This is a genomic window from Pseudomonas sp. XS1P51, from assembly GCF_054897845.1.
In genome coordinates this window covers 3,411,008-3,427,964 of the sequence record NZ_CM142707.1, presented here as the reverse complement: position 1 = coordinate 3,427,964, position 16,957 = coordinate 3,411,008, and the positions used below count along the sequence as shown (strand labels likewise).

At 57.8% G+C, this 16,957-nt stretch carries 14 protein-coding genes and 4 tRNA genes; 13 read left to right on the top strand and 5 right to left on the bottom strand.

From position 1 onward, the window contains the following. Window positions 1-12: 12 nt before the first annotated feature. The 5 genes from ACYZUD_RS15875 to ACYZUD_RS15855 all read left to right on the top strand — a co-directional run bounded on the left by ACYZUD_RS15875 (window position 13) and on the right by ACYZUD_RS15855 (window position 2,114). A complete protein-coding gene (locus ACYZUD_RS15875) occupies window positions 13-1,254 on the top strand; it encodes an aspartate kinase (RefSeq protein WP_031319071.1) in 1,242 nt (413 codons plus the stop codon). A 186-nt stretch (window positions 1,255-1,440) separates the two neighbouring features. Then, window positions 1,441-1,629 (top strand): carbon storage regulator CsrA, encoded by a 189-nt coding sequence (gene csrA, locus ACYZUD_RS15870; RefSeq protein WP_002554426.1) that lies wholly within the window; start codon window positions 1,441-1,443, stop codon window positions 1,627-1,629. Between the two features lie 62 nt (window positions 1,630-1,691). After that, window positions 1,692-1,782 (top strand) — tRNA-Ser (locus ACYZUD_RS15865). A gap of 107 nt (window positions 1,783-1,889) precedes the next feature. Further along, window positions 1,890-1,966: transfer RNA gene (locus tag ACYZUD_RS15860), tRNA-Arg, on the top strand. 71 nt (window positions 1,967-2,037) lie between these two features. After that, a tRNA-Arg gene (locus ACYZUD_RS15855) sits at window positions 2,038-2,114 on the top strand. Window positions 2,115-2,133: 19 nt separating this feature from the next. Here ACYZUD_RS15855 and ACYZUD_RS15850 read toward each other — a convergent pair. Then, window positions 2,134-2,652: a cell envelope protein SmpA gene (locus ACYZUD_RS15850; protein WP_462024837.1), complete on the bottom strand. Its 519-nt coding sequence runs from the start codon at window positions 2,650-2,652 to the stop codon at window positions 2,134-2,136. Window positions 2,653-2,972: 320 nt separating this feature from the next. Between ACYZUD_RS15850 and mgtE the strand changes: the two genes are divergently transcribed. Then, window positions 2,973-4,415, top strand: a complete 1,443-nt coding sequence (gene mgtE, locus ACYZUD_RS15845) for a magnesium transporter (protein WP_462024836.1) — start codon at window positions 2,973-2,975, stop codon at window positions 4,413-4,415. Between the two features lie 100 nt (window positions 4,416-4,515). On the opposite strand, the gene ACYZUD_RS15840 is transcribed toward mgtE, so the two are convergent. Further along, a complete protein-coding gene (locus ACYZUD_RS15840) occupies window positions 4,516-4,842 on the bottom strand; it encodes an Arc family DNA-binding protein (protein ID WP_003204761.1) in 327 nt (108 codons plus the stop codon). Between the two features lie 387 nt (window positions 4,843-5,229). Between ACYZUD_RS15840 and phnN the strand changes: the two genes are divergently transcribed. After that, window positions 5,230-5,802, top strand: coding sequence for a phosphonate metabolism protein/1,5-bisphosphokinase (PRPP-forming) PhnN (gene phnN / locus ACYZUD_RS15835; protein ID WP_462024835.1), 573 nt, complete (start codon window positions 5,230-5,232; stop codon window positions 5,800-5,802). Here phnN and ACYZUD_RS15830 read toward each other — a convergent pair. Together ACYZUD_RS15830 and ACYZUD_RS15825 are read right to left on the bottom strand one after the other, a co-directional pair. Then, on the bottom strand, window positions 5,777-5,956 hold the full coding sequence (locus tag ACYZUD_RS15830) for a PA3371 family protein (RefSeq protein WP_462024834.1): 180 nt from the start codon (window positions 5,954-5,956) through the stop codon (window positions 5,777-5,779). The two genes, phnN and ACYZUD_RS15830, sit on opposite strands and share 26 nt — an antisense overlap. Before the next feature lie 21 nt (window positions 5,957-5,977). Further along, window positions 5,978-6,211 (bottom strand): hypothetical protein, encoded by a 234-nt coding sequence (locus ACYZUD_RS15825; protein ID WP_462024833.1) that lies wholly within the window; start codon window positions 6,209-6,211, stop codon window positions 5,978-5,980. A gap of 290 nt (window positions 6,212-6,501) precedes the next feature. On the opposite strand from ACYZUD_RS15825, the gene ACYZUD_RS15820 reads away from it, so the two are divergent. After that, a tRNA-Arg gene (locus ACYZUD_RS15820) sits at window positions 6,502-6,578 on the top strand. A gap of 147 nt (window positions 6,579-6,725) precedes the next feature. Further along, window positions 6,726-7,265 carry a hypothetical protein gene (locus ACYZUD_RS15815; protein ID WP_462024832.1) on the top strand — a complete coding sequence of 180 codons (540 nt, stop codon included), beginning with the start codon at window positions 6,726-6,728 and terminating at the stop codon, window positions 7,263-7,265. A 7-nt stretch (window positions 7,266-7,272) separates the two neighbouring features. Here the strand turns inward: ACYZUD_RS15815 and ACYZUD_RS15810 are convergent, their stop codons facing one another. Further along, entirely contained in the window at window positions 7,273-11,409 is a 4,137-nt protein-coding gene (locus ACYZUD_RS15810) for a CheR family methyltransferase (RefSeq protein ID WP_462024831.1), read from the bottom strand. 248 nt (window positions 11,410-11,657) lie between these two features. On the opposite strand from ACYZUD_RS15810, the gene ACYZUD_RS15805 reads away from it, so the two are divergent. The 4 genes from ACYZUD_RS15805 to ACYZUD_RS15790 all read left to right on the top strand — a co-directional run bounded on the left by ACYZUD_RS15805 (window position 11,658) and on the right by ACYZUD_RS15790 (window position 16,931). Beyond that, window positions 11,658-13,262: a response regulator gene (locus tag ACYZUD_RS15805; RefSeq protein ID WP_462024830.1), complete on the top strand. Its 1,605-nt coding sequence runs from the start codon at window positions 11,658-11,660 to the stop codon at window positions 13,260-13,262. Further along, window positions 13,259-13,951 (top strand): sensor histidine kinase, encoded by a 693-nt coding sequence (locus tag ACYZUD_RS15800; protein WP_462024829.1) that lies wholly within the window; start codon window positions 13,259-13,261, stop codon window positions 13,949-13,951. The genes ACYZUD_RS15805 and ACYZUD_RS15800 overlap by 4 nt, the downstream gene beginning before the upstream one ends. Window positions 13,952-14,249: 298 nt before the next feature. After that, window positions 14,250-15,491 carry a glutamine synthetase family protein gene (locus tag ACYZUD_RS15795; protein ID WP_462025048.1) on the top strand — a complete coding sequence of 414 codons (1,242 nt, stop codon included), beginning with the start codon at window positions 14,250-14,252 and terminating at the stop codon, window positions 15,489-15,491. 69 nt (window positions 15,492-15,560) lie between these two features. After that, window positions 15,561-16,931, top strand: a complete 1,371-nt coding sequence (locus tag ACYZUD_RS15790) for an MFS transporter (RefSeq protein ID WP_462024828.1) — start codon at window positions 15,561-15,563, stop codon at window positions 16,929-16,931. Window positions 16,932-16,957: the final 26 nt, after the last annotated feature.

Below are 16,957 nucleotides of genomic sequence, written 5' to 3'. Positions count from 1 at the left end.
GGCGGCTTTGAAATGGCTTTGATCGTACAGAAATTTGGAGGCACCTCGGTCGGCACTGTCGAGAGAATCGAGCAGGTCGCCGACAAGGTTAAGAAATTCCGCGATGCCGGCGATGACCTGGTGGTTGTGCTGTCTGCAATGAGCGGCGAAACCAACCGTCTGATCGATCTGGCCAAGCAAATCAGTGGTGACGGCCAACCGGTTCCTCGCGAGCTGGATGTGATCGTCTCGACCGGTGAGCAGGTGACGATTGCGCTGTTGGCCATGGCGCTGATCAAGCGCGGTGTGCCAGCGGTGTCCTACACCGGCAATCAGGTGCGGATTCTGACGGACAGCGCGCACAATAAAGCGCGTATCTTGCAGATTGACGATCAGAAGATTCGCGGTGATCTGAAGGCAGGTCGTGTGGTGGTTGTCGCCGGTTTCCAGGGCGTCGACGAACACGGCAACATCACCACCCTCGGTCGTGGCGGTTCCGACACCACCGGCGTGGCGCTGGCGGCGGCCTTGAAGGCTGACGAATGCCAGATCTACACCGACGTCGACGGCGTCTACACCACCGACCCGCGTGTGGTGTCCGTGGCTCAGCGCCTGGACAAGATTACCTTCGAAGAGATGCTGGAAATGGCCAGCCTCGGTTCCAAGGTGTTGCAGATCCGTGCGGTCGAGTTCGCCGGCAAGTACAACGTTCCGCTGCGCGTACTGCACAGCTTCAAGGAGGGTCCGGGCACCCTCATTACTATTGATGAAGAGGAAACCATGGAACAGCCGATCATTTCCGGCATCGCTTTCAATCGCGATGAAGCCAAGCTGACCATCCGTGGCGTGCCAGACACCCCGGGCGTTGCATTCAAGATTCTCGGCCCGATCAGTGCCGCGAACATCGAAGTCGACATGATCGTGCAGAACGTTGCGCACGATAACACCACCGACTTCACCTTCACCGTGCACCGCAATGACTTCCAGGCCGCGCAAACCGTGCTGGAAAACACCGCTCGCGAGATCGGTGCCCGTGAAGTCGTTGGCGACATCAAGATCGCCAAGGTCTCGATCGTCGGCGTCGGCATGCGCTCCCACGCAGGCGTGGCCAGCCGCATGTTCGAATCCCTGGCCAAAGAAAGCATCAACATCCAGATGATCTCGACTTCGGAAATCAAAGTCTCCGTAGTGATCGAAGAGAAGTACCTGGAATTGGCTGTGCGCGCTCTGCACACGGCTTTCGAACTGGACGCGCCGGCCCGACAGGGCGAGTGATGCGTTTGCCGAAGGGCGCGGTCTGACCGCGCCCTTTGTTTTTTTGAATGGTGCGGCCTGAAGCTGTTCTTTTGCCCGCGCTAGTCAATACTCAGGCATGTAGGGCTGCGATCGTTCAGGTTGTAGGTCGAGTGCCTTTTTTTTGCAGACTGTTGTCCCTGAAATGAAATGCGTGAGGAGAAAGGTATGCTGATTCTGACTCGTCGGTGCGCAGAAAGCCTGATTATTGGTGATGGCGAAATCACCGTGACCGTGCTCGGCGTCAAAGGAAATCAAGTGCGTATCGGTGTCAACGCCCCGAAAGAGGTTGCGGTCCACCGTGAGGAAATTTACCTGCGTATAAAGAAAGAGAAGGACGAAGAACCAAGCCATTAATTTTTATCGTTTTTTATGTTTGCAAACGGGGATAAAGCTGGTTAATATACGCCCCGTGTTGCGGAGAGCTGGCCGAGTGGCCGAAGGCGCTCCCCTGCTAAGGGAGTACACCTCAAAAGGGTGTCGGGGGTTCGAATCCCCCGTTCTCCGCCATTATTTGCGTAGTACGTTGTTATCTGGCTTATTCGGTAAGTGGTTGAAATTACTAGAAAAAGCGCTTTACAAAAAGATTCGACGGCCTATAATGCGCGGCAACAAATGCACTCGTAGCTCAGCTGGATAGAGTACTCGGCTACGAACCGAGCGGTCACAGGTTCGAATCCTGTCGAGTGCACCATTTAAGAGTTGTTTGCAGTAATGTGAATGACTTGGCTTTAACCAGTTGTGATCTGGTATAAAAACACAAATGCACTCGTAGCTCAGCTGGATAGAGTACTCGGCTACGAACCGAGCGGTCACAGGTTCGAATCCTGTCGAGTGCACCAAACACCAAAAAGCCCGCGTTTAACGCGGGCTTTTTGCCGTCTGGGATTTGGCTTTTCCCTTGGTACATCCTTTCTCATCGAACTCGACATGTGCGCTACGACCCCGCTTGGGGTCGTAACGGTAACTCGTGGCCGAATTGCGAATAGTGATCTTGTCCGGTTTGCCGAGGGCGCTTTCGACATCCTGTTGATTCATGCCGGCGACTACCCGCTGATTGATGATCGCTTCCCGACGCTCCCGGGCGCTGATCAGGTCTCCACACTTGTCCTTGGTCTGACCGACGACCGTCGGATCTCTCCTTTTGACTTTCATACCTGATGTTTCGCGAATGTCCGCTTCGGGCATCAATGAGATCGTACTGCCGGGCGTGAAAGTGCGGACATCCTGGAGCGAACGGCTGTCTCCGGCCGCACAGCTCAACGTGGTAAACGTAATGCGCCCATTGGCGGCCTCGCATCGGTGAACGGTCGCGGCAAACGTCCCGGCTGGCGGGCAGAGCAGGGCGATCAGCAAAAAACATTGTGCATTCGATGGCATTAAACGTCCTCCTTGACGGTCCATCTCAAGGGTAGCCGCTACATTTTTCAACGCTGGTGTGTTTTCTTTTCAGAATGAGTCGTCGCATTTTCATGAATCAGGACGGTGCTCAGGTTTGTCTCGCAAGCGCTTGTTTCAGCCGCTATTTTTTAACGTTTAAAACCGTCGGGCGGTGTATCATTGCGCCCGTCAGCCCCGCCGGGGCTTGTGGAATACCTCCATGGACTTACCCAGTAGTTACTCAGTAAACCGTTTTTCCAATCATGAATTGACTGATTGATCCTTCCGGCGTGCCCCGCTGCTGGGAGTGGAGTTCGCCTATGTCTGAAGTTGAAGTAAAGAAAACGCAAGAAAGCCTGCAAGACCGCCTCGCTCAAGTCGTTGAGCTGCTGCAGCGTCAACGGGTGGTCGAAGACCTGACTCATCGCCAGGAAGGTCCGCATCACGACCGGGTCGAGAACCTGGTTCACCGGCAAAACCTCGTCGAGCTGCAACGCAAGCTCGATGATCTGCACTCCGCCGACGTTGCCTACATCCTTGAAGCCTTGCCGCTGGACGATCGTCTGACGCTCTGGCAATTGGTCAAGGCTGATCGCGACGGCGACATCCTGCTTGAAGTATCCGACTCTGTTCGTGAAACCCTGATCGCCGACATGGACGATCATGAGCTCCTGGCTGCAGCCAAGGACATGGATGCCGACGAACTTGCTGACCTGGCCTCCGAGCTGCCGCGAGACGTCGTCCACGAGCTGATGGAAACCCTCGATGGTCAACAGCGTGAGCGCGTTCGTTCCGCGTTGTCCTATGACGAGGAGCAGGTCGGTGCGCTGATGGACTTCGAGATGGTGACGATCCGTGAGGACGTCAGTCTCGAAGTGGTATTGCGCTACCTGCGTCGCCTCAAGGAGCTGCCGGGCCACACGGACAAACTGTTCGTGGTCGATTACGACGGTGTGCTCAAGGGTGTGTTGCCGATCAAGCGTTTGCTGGTCAACGACCCGGAAAAACAGGTTTCTGAAGTCATGGCCAGCGACCCGGTGAGTTTTCACCCGGACGAAGATGCCTACGATGCCGCTCAGGCGTTCGAGCGTTACGACTTGATCTCGGCACCCGTGGTCGATAAGAACGGCAAGCTGATCGGCCGTCTGACCATCGATGAAATGGTCGACCTGATTCGTGAAGAGAGCGAAAATGAAGTTCTCAACATGGCGGGTCTGCGCGAAGAAGAAGATATTTTTGCGTCGGTCTGGAAGTCCCTGCGTAACCGTTGGGCCTGGCTGGCGATCAACCTGATCACTGCGTTTATCGCATCCCGGGTAATCGGTCTGTTTGAAGGCTCCATCGAGAAGCTGGTAGCGCTGGCGGCATTGATGCCGATCGTGGCGGGTATCGGTGGCAACTCGGGTAACCAGACCATCACCATGATCGTCAGGGCCATGGCGCTGGACCAGGTGAGTACCGGCAATACGTCGCGCCTGATGCGCAAGGAGTTGGCGGTAGGCCTGATCAATGGCCTGGTCTGGGGCGGAGTGATCGGCGTTGTCGCCTACCTGCTTTATGGCAGTTGGTCCCTTGGTGTGGTGATGACCGCCGCCATGACGCTCAACCTGTTGCTGGCGGCGTTGATGGGGGTATTGATTCCCATGACCCTGGCGCGGCTTGGTCGCGATCCTGCGATGGGTGCCAGTGTGATGATCACCGCCATGACCGACAGCGGCGGCTTCTTCATCTTCCTCGGGCTGGCGACGATTTTCCTGCTCTGACTTGCCTGCGTTTAAAAACCCGCCAATCGGCGGGTTTTTTATGCCCGAATTTCAGGCAAAAAAAAGCCAGCGATTAGGCTGGCTTGAGCTTTCGGATGAATCAGGTTGCGTCTGCGGCCATTTCGGCGTCATGGGCAATCAGCGAAACAAGAGCGTTTTGCTGGCGGTGGGAGAGTTGGCGGAAGCGTTGCAGCAGTTCACGTTCGTGCAATGACAGCTCCGGACTGTCCAGGCGCATGCTCAATTCTTCGCCCAGTGCGCCTTCCTGAATAAGACTCTGCTCAAGGCGCGCAATGATTTCGGAGTTCATGCTGCGATGATGATTGCGAGCCACCTCGGCAATGCGTTCACGCATTCCGTCTGGCAGACGTACGACGAACTTGTCAGCCGTACGGCTGGAATAAATTGCCTGTTTCAATGGGCGCATATATTTAACCGGTTAGTTCAGGGGAGCGGTTCTCGGGATTGGCCGCAGGATGTCTGATAGGACAAGGACTCTGGCCAAATGTTCAACCTGAATTGATAGAGGCTCGCATCATGCCTCAAAGTAGCTAGTTCATTGGCGTCAATTCTGTGACAAATATTGAACTGGATAAAGGCGTTATGCCAGCACCAATTATCAAAAATGCGGACTGGTTTGAAAAGTTTGTCCTGGTCCGTATCGCTGGCCGCGTCCGCTTACCCAACGGGTGATGTCCGAAGACGCCTGAAGGTGCATGCTATGCGGACTCGATCATGATTCCTTACCTTATACAGGATAGTGGCAAATGGCCGATTTACTAGTGGCAGACGTGGTTTGGGAGGCGATTTCAGGATGGATGGCAGGCTGATTTACTTGATAGGGCCTTCCGGATCCGGCAAGGACAGCCTAATCGAAGCCGTTCGAGAACCTCTGCAGGCACTGAATTGCGAAGTGGTGCGCCGGGTCATTACCCGGTCGGCCGAGTCCGTGGGTGAGGATGCCATCGGCGTGTCCCGTCAAGAATTCGAGCGCCGCAGGAGCGCGGGCGACTTTACGTTGTCGTGGAATGCCAATGGCCTGGATTACGGAATTCCGATCGAGATAGACCACTGGCTCAAGGCCGGTCGCCACGTGTTGATCAATGGTTCGCGCGGCCATCTGAATGAGGCACTAAATCGCTATCCGACGTTGTTGCCGGTACTGTTGACCGTCAAGGATGCGGTCCTGAGAGAACGTCTGCTGCGGCGGGGCCGTGAAAGTATTGCGCAGATCGAGGCGAGACTGCGCCGAAACGAGTTGTTCACGGCTGACGATTTAATCGGTGATACGCCGATCCATCGACTGGATAATTCCGGCGATCTTGCTACCACCGTTGCCAATCTTTTGAATCTGCTAAGTGTCAGCGCAAAACCGGATCGAACTTGATCTTGCGCCCGGCAATCAGCGCCAGCACGAACAGCGCGCCGAAAATGCCGCAGGCAATCAAGGGCAGGGTGACAGCCGAATCCTGGACCAATGACAGATGAAGAATGCCGCTCAGTAAGGCAAGGACGAAAAATCCTGCGGCTGATCTGGACATGCTGTGCTCCTGATGGATGAATCAAAATACCAAGCGTTCGGAAGATTGGGCCGGCAGCAGGATGTTATCCTGGCTCACCTCTTGGCTGACAAAACCGTGCTGATCGCTCATCACTGCCAATTGAGGCGCCTTCTGTACCTGGAGGTAATGAGGCATGCGTTGGGCAACCGGCTCAGCGCCGCTCTCGGGGACAAAATGAAAACCCAACAAAACCGCCAGAGCGATCGCATTCGAGAGTAAAAGGGCGCTGTTCATGAGGCTGGCCTCCGTTGTTCTTTGAGAACAGCTAAAGCACCCCGCATGCCAAGAGTTTGGCGGCTATTAAATCCTTTAAAAACAATTAATTAAGATATTTGTTCGAGAAACCTGCATTGCAATTTGCAATGATGGCTTTTTAGGGTGATGCAATTTGCACGGTAACAATGCCGCACCGTCGCGTGGCGTCTGCCTACACTTAAAAAGCCCTACGGACGACATGACAAAAGCAGGCTTGCCCGTTAACATGCACGCCGTCCATCGCGCCGCGTTTCTCGCGAGCGACTTGTGTCTCAGTAGCTCAATTGGATAGAGCATCCCCCTCCTAAGGGGAAGGTTGGCAGTTCGAACCTGCCCTGGGACACCATAAAAATTTCAGCGCTCAAGCTGTTGAAAAGCCCCGCCAGAATATTGATTCGGCGGGGCTTTTTTATGCCCGATCACCCGACGATCTACATTGGAAAGTCGGTCATTGCTGTGCCTTACTCCAGAGACAACTCATGGAGCGAAATCGATGCGACGAAGAGGCGCCAAATTCTGGTTATGGACCAACACGCGGTTGCCCCTTCATACCCATGATGAAGTGCTGGACGATGGTGTGCAGATCGAGGTACAGGCGCGGGCCAGTCAGGAGGGGGTTACTCAGGTATTTGTGGGCGTCTATGGCACTGACGGCTGGGCGATTTGCGAGGAATTTCATGACCGGCGTGTCGGTGAGCATTACTGCATTGCGTTGAAGTGGGGCGCTCAACGGGCGAGGGAGATTGTGGCGGATACGCGCAAGTTCGTCGCGCCGCACCGAGTGCAATTGACTTTGAGTCCGGTGATTACCGATGAGTCGGTACTGGCGCTGCGGCGCATGGAAATGACCGAGCGCGAATCTTTGAAGCTCAGGTCTGATGATGCCTGGTCGGAGTACCTGGCCGCCAAGACGGCCATGCTGGACTTGATGCGCTCAACCAAGGTTGACCCCAAGGTCTGGGTCGATCACAAGGAGCGGCTCAGGCAGGCGATAGACCGGCGCGCCTGCGTACAGCGTGCCTACTTGAGCTGACGCTGCCTCAGCGTTGCGGGTTTCGCAAGGCCTCGATGGTTTCGATCAGGTCATCGTAGGACACCGGTTTTCCGATGTGCTGGTCAAAGCCCGATTGCCGGGACTTTTGAATGTCGCTGTGGGCGCTATAGCCGGTCAGTGCAATGGCTGGCACGTCCTTGACGAGTGGCAACTGACGTAACGCGTTCATCAACTCGTGGCCGTTCATGACCGGCATGCTCAGGTCCGAGATGATCAGGTCGAAACGGGTGCTCTTGGCCGCGTCCAGGGCCGCCCCCGGACGGTCGAAGGCAACCACGTGCGCGTCTTCCATTTCCAGCAGCATTTTCAGGGTTTCCAGTACATCGGCGGAGTCGTCCACCAGCAGGATGGTCAAGCCGCTCAGCCTTCCGGAGACCTCTTCAATCCGGACGGGGGATTGAACCTCACCTTCGGTATTGGCCAGTGGCAGGTACACGGTGAACGTACAGCCCGTTCCCGCCCCGGCAGAACTCACCTCAACCGTCCCCCGTTGTGCTTCAGTCAACTGGCGGACCAGCGACAAGCCAATCCCCAGCCCTTCACGGCTGTGGGTGGCGTGCTGCTTTTCAGCCTGGCCAAACAGGTCGAATACGTGTTCGAGGTTCTCGGCCGCAATGCCGGCCCCGTTGTCTTTGACGTCCAGCCGCGCCATGTTCCCGGCCTGGCTGGCGATCAGTTGCACACGTCCCTTGGGCGGCGTGAATTTGAGTGCGTTGTTCACCAGGTTCCAGATGATCTGTTCCAGGCGCGTCGGGTCGGCCTGGACAATTAACGCGTCTGAGGGCACCCGCAATTCAACCGTGACGTCGTTCTGTTCGTTGAGGACAACGGTGTGGATGTCGCGCAGCACACGGGCCAGATCCACAGCGACCGGCTGCAACTTGAGCTTGCCGGTCCGGACCCGGGCGACATCCAGCAGATCATCAATGATCCGTGCCTGGCTGGTGACCGCATCACAGATGGTGTTCACTGCTTTGGCCGCAGGTGCCACCGATTGGGTCACCGGCAAGCGGCGCAGCAGTTCTGCGTTGAGCTGGATCAGGTTCAGCGGATGCTTGAGCTCGTGGGACATGACCGCGAAGAACTCATCCTTGAGGTAATTGGTGTTGCGGGTCTCGGCCAGTTGCTGGCTCTGTTCTTCGTGCTGGCGTTTGTGGCCGGTCAGGTCCCGGGCGATTTTTACGTAGCCGCGAAGATTGTCGCCACTGAGCAGCGTGACTTCCCCGCTGCAAAAGAACCGGCTGCCGTCCTTGCGCAGGTGCCAGCGCTCGTCTTCGCTGCGCCCGTGGGTGCGCACTGACAACAGTTCGGTTTCAGGCACGCCGGCCGCGCGGTCCTCGGCGGAGAAAATGAAATCGTAGTAAGCGCCTTCCGCCTCGGCCTTGCTGTAGCCGAAGATCAGTTCGGCGCCTTTGTTCCAGCTGGTGATCACGCCCAGTTCATCGAGGGTGATGATCGCGTAATCGCGGGTGCTTTCGGCGACCAGGCGCATGCGTTCTTCACCCAGGCGCAACTCCTCTTCGGCGGCCCGACGTTTGGTGATGTCGATGAACGTCAGCACCGTGCCGTCGATGTGGTCTTCGCTGGAGCGATAGGGCAGCAGGCGGGCGATGTACCAGCGGTTGTCGGTGCTGCTGACTTCGCGTTCGATCATGTTCAGCGATTCGAACACCAGCGCCGCGTCACCCGCCAGGTTGTCGTAGTCCAGGCGATGGGTGATGTCGAGCAAGGAGCGACCGGTGTCCACCGGCAACATGCTGAAGATGTCGGTGGCGCGCGGGGTGAACCATTTGATGCGCATGCTGCGGTCGACAAACACCGTGGCGATGTCGGTGGAGGCAATCAGGTTGGTCAGGTAGTCGTTGATCTTGTCGGTTTCTTCGACCTTGGTTTTCAGCTCGTAGTTGACCGTCAGCAACTCTTCGTTGATCGACTGCAGTTCTTCCTTGCTGGTTTCCAGCTCTTCGGTGGCGGAGCGCAGCTCTTCGTTAATGGCCTGCATTTCTTCGTTGGAGGCCTTGAGTTCTTCGCTGGAGACTTCCGATTGTTCGATGGTGTCCTGCAGGTGCAGCTTGGTGCGTTGCAGTTCGCGTTCAAGGTTGGACAGCTCCTGGCTTTCCGTTTGTAGCTGGGTAGTGGCTGCCAGCTCAGAAGGGTCGACTTCGACCTCCTCGAAAATCACCAGAATGTATTCGCCGTCCGATTCTTCATCCTTGTAGGGATGGGCGACGAGATCAATCAGATAACGCCGCTCATCGCGTTTGATCGGCACCTCGCGGGATTTGACGGGCAGGCCGCTCTGCTGGACTTGGAACAAGGTGGTGCGGACTTCCAGGCGCAGTTCCGGAAGAATCAGCGTCAGCAGATTGCGTGACAATTCACCGCCGACATGGCGCAGAAAACGGCCGGCACTTTCGCTCATGTGCAGGATGTCGGCGTTGGCATCGATGATCACACTCGGTGGCGCGGACTGTTCGATGGCACGTTGATGGATATCGGCGAAGGACAGTTTGCGCTGCACGTTTCTTTGCGGGGGATGCTGGGAAACATTGGTCCGCACGTAGCTGCCACGGGGCATGGTCGGGGTACGACGGCTGTTGGCCGTGCCGGTTTTGGCGCGAAAGATCCGGTTGCGCTTGTCGACCGGGGAGAACAATTCGTGGCACGCATCCGCGCTCTCGGAAGAGCCCAGGAACAGGAAGCCGCCGGGACGCAGGGCAAAGTGGAACATCTGCAGGATTTCGCGCTGCACCTCGCGATCCAGATAAATCAGCAGGTTGCGGCAAACAATCAGGTCGATTTGCGAAAAGGGCGGATCGGACAACAGGCTGTGTTTGGCGAACAGCACTTTTTCGCGGATTTCCTTGCGAATTCGATAGTGGTCGTCTTCCTTGACGAAGTAATGCCGCAATCGCGTCGGCGGCACGTCGGTAATGATCGCTTGCGGATACAGCCCGGCCCGACCGACGCTGATGGCGCGCTCGTCGATGTCGGTGGCAAACAGTTGCATCGAGGCCTTGCTGGCGTCCAGTTGCAACTGATCGTGCAGCAGCATGGCCAGGCTGTAGGCTTCTTCGCCCGTGGAGCAGCCGGCGGACCAGACCCGGATTTCTTCTTTCTCGGGTTGCGCTGACACGACGGCACTGACCAGTTGCGGCACGACATCGCGCTCCAGTGCTTCGAAGGCTTCACGATCGCGGAAGAAGTTGGTCACGCCGATCAGCATGTCGCCCAGCAGTGCCTTGGTTTCTTCGGGGTTGCTTTGCAGGAAGCGGTAGTAGGCAGCCAGGTCCGGCTGGGCCGTGACTTGCATCCGGCGTTCGATCCGGCGCAACACGGTGGCGCGTTTGTAGTGTTTGAAATCATGGCCGGTGCCGGTGCGCAACTGGATGAGAATGTCGTGCAGCACTTGTTCGGCAACCAGTGCTTCGCGTTCGGATACCGCGGCAATGGTTTGTAATTCGGGATCGTTGGCGGTAGGCAAGCTGATTTCCTGAGAGTTACGCCACAGCTCCAGCAACTTTTGCGGCATTTCAACAACCGGCAACACCAGGTCAACCATACGCGTGTCGATGGCGGCGCGGGGCATGCCGTCGAACTCGGCGTCTTCCGGTGCCTGGGCCAGGGTCACGCCACCTTGTTCCTTGATACGTGACAACCCGACAGCACCGTCCGAACCAGAGCCCGACAGCACCAGGCAGAAGGCACGTTCGCGGTGCACATCAGCCAGGTCGCGGAAGAACAGATCAATGGACGCGTGGCGACTTTCGCGCGGGTCCATGGCACTGACCTCAAGAAAGCCGTCATTCATCGCCAGCCGTTGCGCCGGTGAAATGACGTACACCCGGTTTTTCTCGATGTGGACCCTTTCGGTGACCTGCAGAACCGGCATCTTGGTCGATTCCTGGATGATCTTGTCGGCGATGCTTTGGTGATCGGGGGAGAGATGAAGAATGACCACAAACGCCATGCCGTTGTCCTGGGGCATGTTTTCGAAGAACAGTTTGATCGCTTGCAACCCGCCCGCCGACGCCCCGATACCCACCACCGGAAAGTCCAGAGTGCTGGGGCTCAGGGCCTTACGCTCAGGAGCCGTGGCCGAGTGCTTGGGTGTGGTAGTCATAATTCTGCCTTTTGGCGGCGACGAGGGAGCGTCTTTTGGATCAAGCGAGGGGGGAGCGCACGTCAATAAATCAGGATAATCCCGTTTTTCAATAACGCCTTCAAATATTTAGCTCGCAATTGGGGGGCGCCTTGATTTCTTTGACAGACAAATGCGCGAATACACTTCCATGGCTTCAAGTGAAGGCCACTACTGGCCGATAACCCGAACGCTCATGGTCTTCTTCTTAAATTGCCTGGAAATCTTCGATGCTGTCGTATCACCAAAAAAGCTTTCTGATCGTCGATGATTTCTCTGATTTCCGCAGTTCCGTCAGGTCCATGCTGCGTGAGCTCGGCGTCAAGGACGTGGACACTGCCGATACCGGTGAGCAGGCGCTGCGTATGTGCTCGCAGAAGTCCTACGATTTCATCCTGCAGGATTTCCACCTGGGCGATGGCAAGAAGAACGGTCAGCAGGTGCTCGAAGATTTGATGATCGAGAAGCTGATCAGCCATGAAGCGGTGTTCGTCATGGTCACCGCCGAGACCAGCCAGGCCATGGTGCTCAGCGCCCTGGAACATGAGCCGGACGCGTACCTGACCAAACCGTTCAACCGTTCCGGCCTGGCCCAGCGCCTGGAGCGGCTGGAGCAACGCAAGACGTTGCTCAAGCCGATCCTGCAGGCCCTAGACCGGGGCAAACCGGTTGAAGTGCTCAATGCCTGTATCGCCCTGTGCAAGCAAGACATCCGCTATTCGCCACTGTGCCTGCGCTACCGCGCCGATGCCCTGCGCGACCTGAATCAGAACGAGGCGCTGGAGCGTCTCTACGACAGCATCATTGCTGATCGACCGTTGCCATGGGCGTTTGCCGGGCTGGGTAAGTTGCTGTTCAAGCGCGGCCAGGTCAGCCAGGCCAAAGGCATCTACGAAAAAGCCCTGAAAGTGTTCCCGATGATGCCGGCCCTCTACGACGGCATGGCCGATGTGCTGGTCGCCGAGGGCGACACCAAGGCGGCCCAGAGTGTGCTGGAAGAGGCGATTCGATTGTCGCCCTTGGCGGTCCGCCGGCAAGCGTTGTTGGGCAAGTTGGCGATGACCAACGAAGACTTTGAAACGGCTTCCAAAGCCTATCGCCAGGCCGTGTCCCAGGGTGCCCAGTCACGCTTCAAGGACGCGGAAAGCAACCTCGGCCTGGCTCACGCCTTGATCAGCAAAGGCAGCGAGAAGGGCCTGGATACCCGAACCCGACTGGAGATCAACACGACGCTGAGTGCGGTGGCCAAGGAAAACCCTACCGATCCCGGCTTGCAGATCCGTGCGCGGCTGATGAAAGCCACCAGCCTGTTGCTTAATGATGCCGAAACCGCCGAGAAGCTCACCGAGCAAGCGATGATGCGCCTCGATGGCATGGAGCAGTTCATGAGCGCCGAAGCGGCGCTGCTGGTGGCCAAGCAACTGCAAATGCTCGGGCAGGCCAGCGCCGGTGCCTCGATGCTGAAAAACTGTGCGGAAATTTATGGCGACGATCCGACGGTCATGCAAGGCATTGCCAAGCTGACCGACGATCCGACCATCCTCAACTCTGGCAATGCGGCGGCCGATCTCAACCGTCAGGGCGTGCGGGTGTACAAGACCGGCAACCTGGTGGAAGCCCGGGATGTATTCCGCAAGGCCCTGGCGCTGCAACCGAAGAACATCAGTATCGCCTTGAACATGGCGCAGTCGCTGCTGCATGGCACCGACACCAGCGTGCCGTCGGCGGAACTGGAAGAATGTCGGGCCTGCCTGAAAACGGTCGGCATGATGCCCGACACCGATGCGCGTTATGCGCGTTATCAGAAACTGAAAATCAAGGCGTTCGGCGGATGAACCAAGACGACCCGGCACTGGATTTCTCCACGGTGATTGCTTCCACCGTGCACGACATGAAGAACTCGCTGGCCATGCTGATGCAGGCCCACAGTCAATGGCTGGCGCGCTTGCCCGACCCTGAGCGGCACACCCCCGAGCAGGGTGTGATCGAGTTCGAGTTCGCGCACCTCAACGGCATGCTGGTGCAGTTGCTGGGGCTGTACAAACTCGGCGTCAATCAGATGCCGTTGCAACCGGCCTACCATGAACTGGATGACTTCATCGAAGCGCAACTGGCCTGCCACCAGGACGTGTTCGCCAGTCGCGGGATCATGGCGACCTATGAAGTGGACCCGTTGAGCCCGCTGGGTTTCTTCGATCGGGAGCTGATTGCTTCGGTGCTGGCCAACAGCATCAATAACGCCATTCGATACGCCCGTCATGCGGTGTTGATCAGCGTCAGTGACGAGGCCGGGCAACTGGTGCTGACCATCAACGACGATGGCGAGGGTTATCCGGCCGAGATGATCGAGCGCCAGGCCGATTACGTGCAGGGTATCAACCACAGCAGCGGCAGCACTGGCCTTGGCCTGTACTTCGCCGGGCGGATTGCCGCGTTGCATCAGCGCAATGGCATCGGCGGACGCACCGAAATCAGCAATGGCGGCCCATTGGGCGGCGGTGTGTTCAGCCTCTACCTGCCCTGAATGCACGATCCCTGTAGGAGCTGCCGAAGGCTACGATCTTTTGACTTTGCTCTCAACAGCAAGATCAAAAGATCGTAGCCTTCGGCAGCTCCTACGGGATTGCGCATTTTGTTTTTACGGTGCTTGATATTCCGAACAGGCGGAGCCTATTTTGTACGGGTCGCCGTTCGCGGCTTGCACAACAAAGGATTGCGTCATGACAACCGATGGCCATCGTTCACTCGCGCAGCGATTGACGGGCATTGATGAGATTGAATGTGTCACGCCGGACTTGAATGGCGTACCCCGTGGCAAGGTAATGACTGCCGAGGGTTTTCTCGAAGGGCGGCGTTTGCAGATGGCGCGGGGTGTACTGCTGCAATGCATCATGGGCGGATATCCGCCAGCGCGTTTTTATGGCAGCGATGATGGCGACCTGGCGTTGATTCTCGATCCTGCGCATATCCATCGCTTGCCCTGGAGCAAGCAGCCGCGCGCCTTCGCCATTTGTGATGCGGATGAGCTGACCGGTGAAAGCTCCCGCCTATCGACCCGTGGCCAACTCAAGGCGGTGATCGCGCGTTACGCGGCCCTCGGCCTGGCGCCGGTGGTGGCGACTGAACTGGAATTCTTTGTCTTCGCGCCCAACACCGACCCGACTCAACCTTTCCAGCCGCCGGTGGGCCTGGACGGTCGTCGCGAGGACGGTCATTCGGCGTTCAGCGTCAGCTCCAACAACGGCTTGCGGCCGTTCTTCAGTGAAGTGTACGAATGCATGGCGGCCCTTGGCTTGCCGCGCGATACCTTCATGCACGAGATGGGCGTCAGCCAGTTCGAGATCAACCTGCTGCACGGCGATCCGCTGCTGCTGGCCGACCAGACGTTCCTGTTCAAGCATCTGCTTAAAGAAGTCGCGCTCAAGCATGGCCTGACCGTGGTCTGCATGGCCAAGCCACTGGCGCATACGCCGGGCAGTTCGATGCATATTCACCAGAGCATCGTCGAGATCGGCAGCGGGCGTAACGTGTTCAGCGACGAGGCCGGTCAGCCGACCGCGATCTTCCGTCATTTCATTGCTGGTCAGCAGGCCGGCATGGCGGACTTCACCGCGCTGTTCGCACCGAACGTCAATTCCTATCAGCGCTTGTGCCATCCGTTCGCATCGCCGAATAATGCCTGCTGGTCCCACGATAACCGGGCGGCCGGTTTGCGCATTCCGGCCAGTTCGCCGGCCGCTCGTCGGGTCGAGAACCGCTTGCCGGGGGCCGATGCCAACCCGTATCTGGCGATTGCCGCGAGCCTGGCGGCGGGGTTGTATGGCATCGAGCACGCACTGGAGCCGAGCGAGGCCATTCAGGGTGAGTTCCAAGTGCCGGACAATCTTTCGTTGCCGTGTACCTTGCATGCCGCTCTCGAGCGTCTGAAACGTAGCCAATTGGCGAAGGAACTGTTCGGCAAGGAGTTCATCGAAGGCTACATCGCTTCGAAGACCATGGAGTTGACCAGCTTCTTTGATGAAATTACTCCCTGGGAGCGGCGTGTTTTAGCAGCCCAGGCCTGACGCATCGTCTCTATCGGGCTATCGTTCGGATAGCCCGATTCTCACTGCAAGGAGCCGCTCGGAACGCCGATGCGCCAAATCTGGAAACCCTTTCGAGCGCTGTATTTCGCCTCGCTGATGATGTTGATCGGCTCCGGCTTGCTGAGCACTTACCTGGGCTTGCGCCTGGCGGCCGATCACGTCGACAGCCTGTGGGTCGGTGCGTTGATGGCGGCCAACTATTTCGGCCTGGTGTTGGGTGGCAAGATCGGCCATCGGCTGATTGCCCGGGTCGGGCATATTCGAGCCTATTCGGCCTGCGCCGGGATTGTCGGCGCGGCGGTGCTGGGTCATGGCCTGGTGGACTGGTTGCCTGCCTGGCTGTTCCTGCGGGTCATCGTCGGCCTCGGCATGATGTGCCAGTACATGGTGATCGAAAGCTGGCTTAACGAGCAGGCCGAAGCCTCGCAACGCGGGACGGTGTTCAGCGGTTACATGATCGCCTCCTACCTGGGGTTGGTGCTGGGTCAACTGATTCTGGTCATGCACCCGGCCCTGGGCCTCGAACTCTTGATGCTGGTCGCTTTGTGCTTTGCCCTGTGCCTGGTGCCGGTGGCCCTGACCCGGCGAATTCACCCGGCGCCTTTACACCCCGCACCGATGGAGCCGCGATTCTTCATCAAGCGCGTGCCGCAGTCGTTGAGCACGGTACTGGGGGCGGGGCTGATCATTGGTTCGTTCTATGGCCTGGCACCGCTGTATGCCTCACAGCAGGGATTGTCCACGGAGCAGGTCGGTCTGTTCATGGGTAGCTGCATTTTCGCCGGCCTGCTGGTGCAGTGGCCGTTGGGCTGGCTGTCCGATCGTTATGACCGGGCGCTGCTGATCCGCTGTTTTGCGCTTGTCCTGGCGCTTGCCGCGTTGCCGTTGGCGATCATGAAACAGGTGCCATTGGAGGTGTTGTTTATCACCGGGTTTATCTGCTCGCTGGTGAAATTCTGCCTGTACCCCTTGGCGGTGGCGTTCTCCAATGACCATGTCGAGGGTGATCGTCGGGTGTCCCTGACGGCGATGTTGCTGGTGACCTACGGTGTCGGTGCCAGTGTCGGGCCGCTGGTGGCCGGGGTGCTGATGAAGCTGTTCGGCAGCCAGATGCTCTATGCCTTCTTCAGCTTCTTCGCGTTGGTGCTGGTGTGGCGGATTCGTCCGAAAGCCGTGACCAATCTGCATCAGGTAGACGATGCGCCGCTGCATCACGTCGCCATGCCGGACAGCATGTCGAGTTCGCCACTGGTCGCTTGCCTGGACCCGCGGGTCGATGAGCAAGTGGTGCAGGACCAGATGCATAGCCCGATCAACCCCGAGCCGGATCCGCAGCCCGACTCGGAGCCCGAAAGCGATCCGCCTCCCGAAGACCCTGACGCCGGACGTGAACAAAGCTTCACTGAGGCCAGGCCTTAAATCCAGGGCATAAAAAACGGGCAATC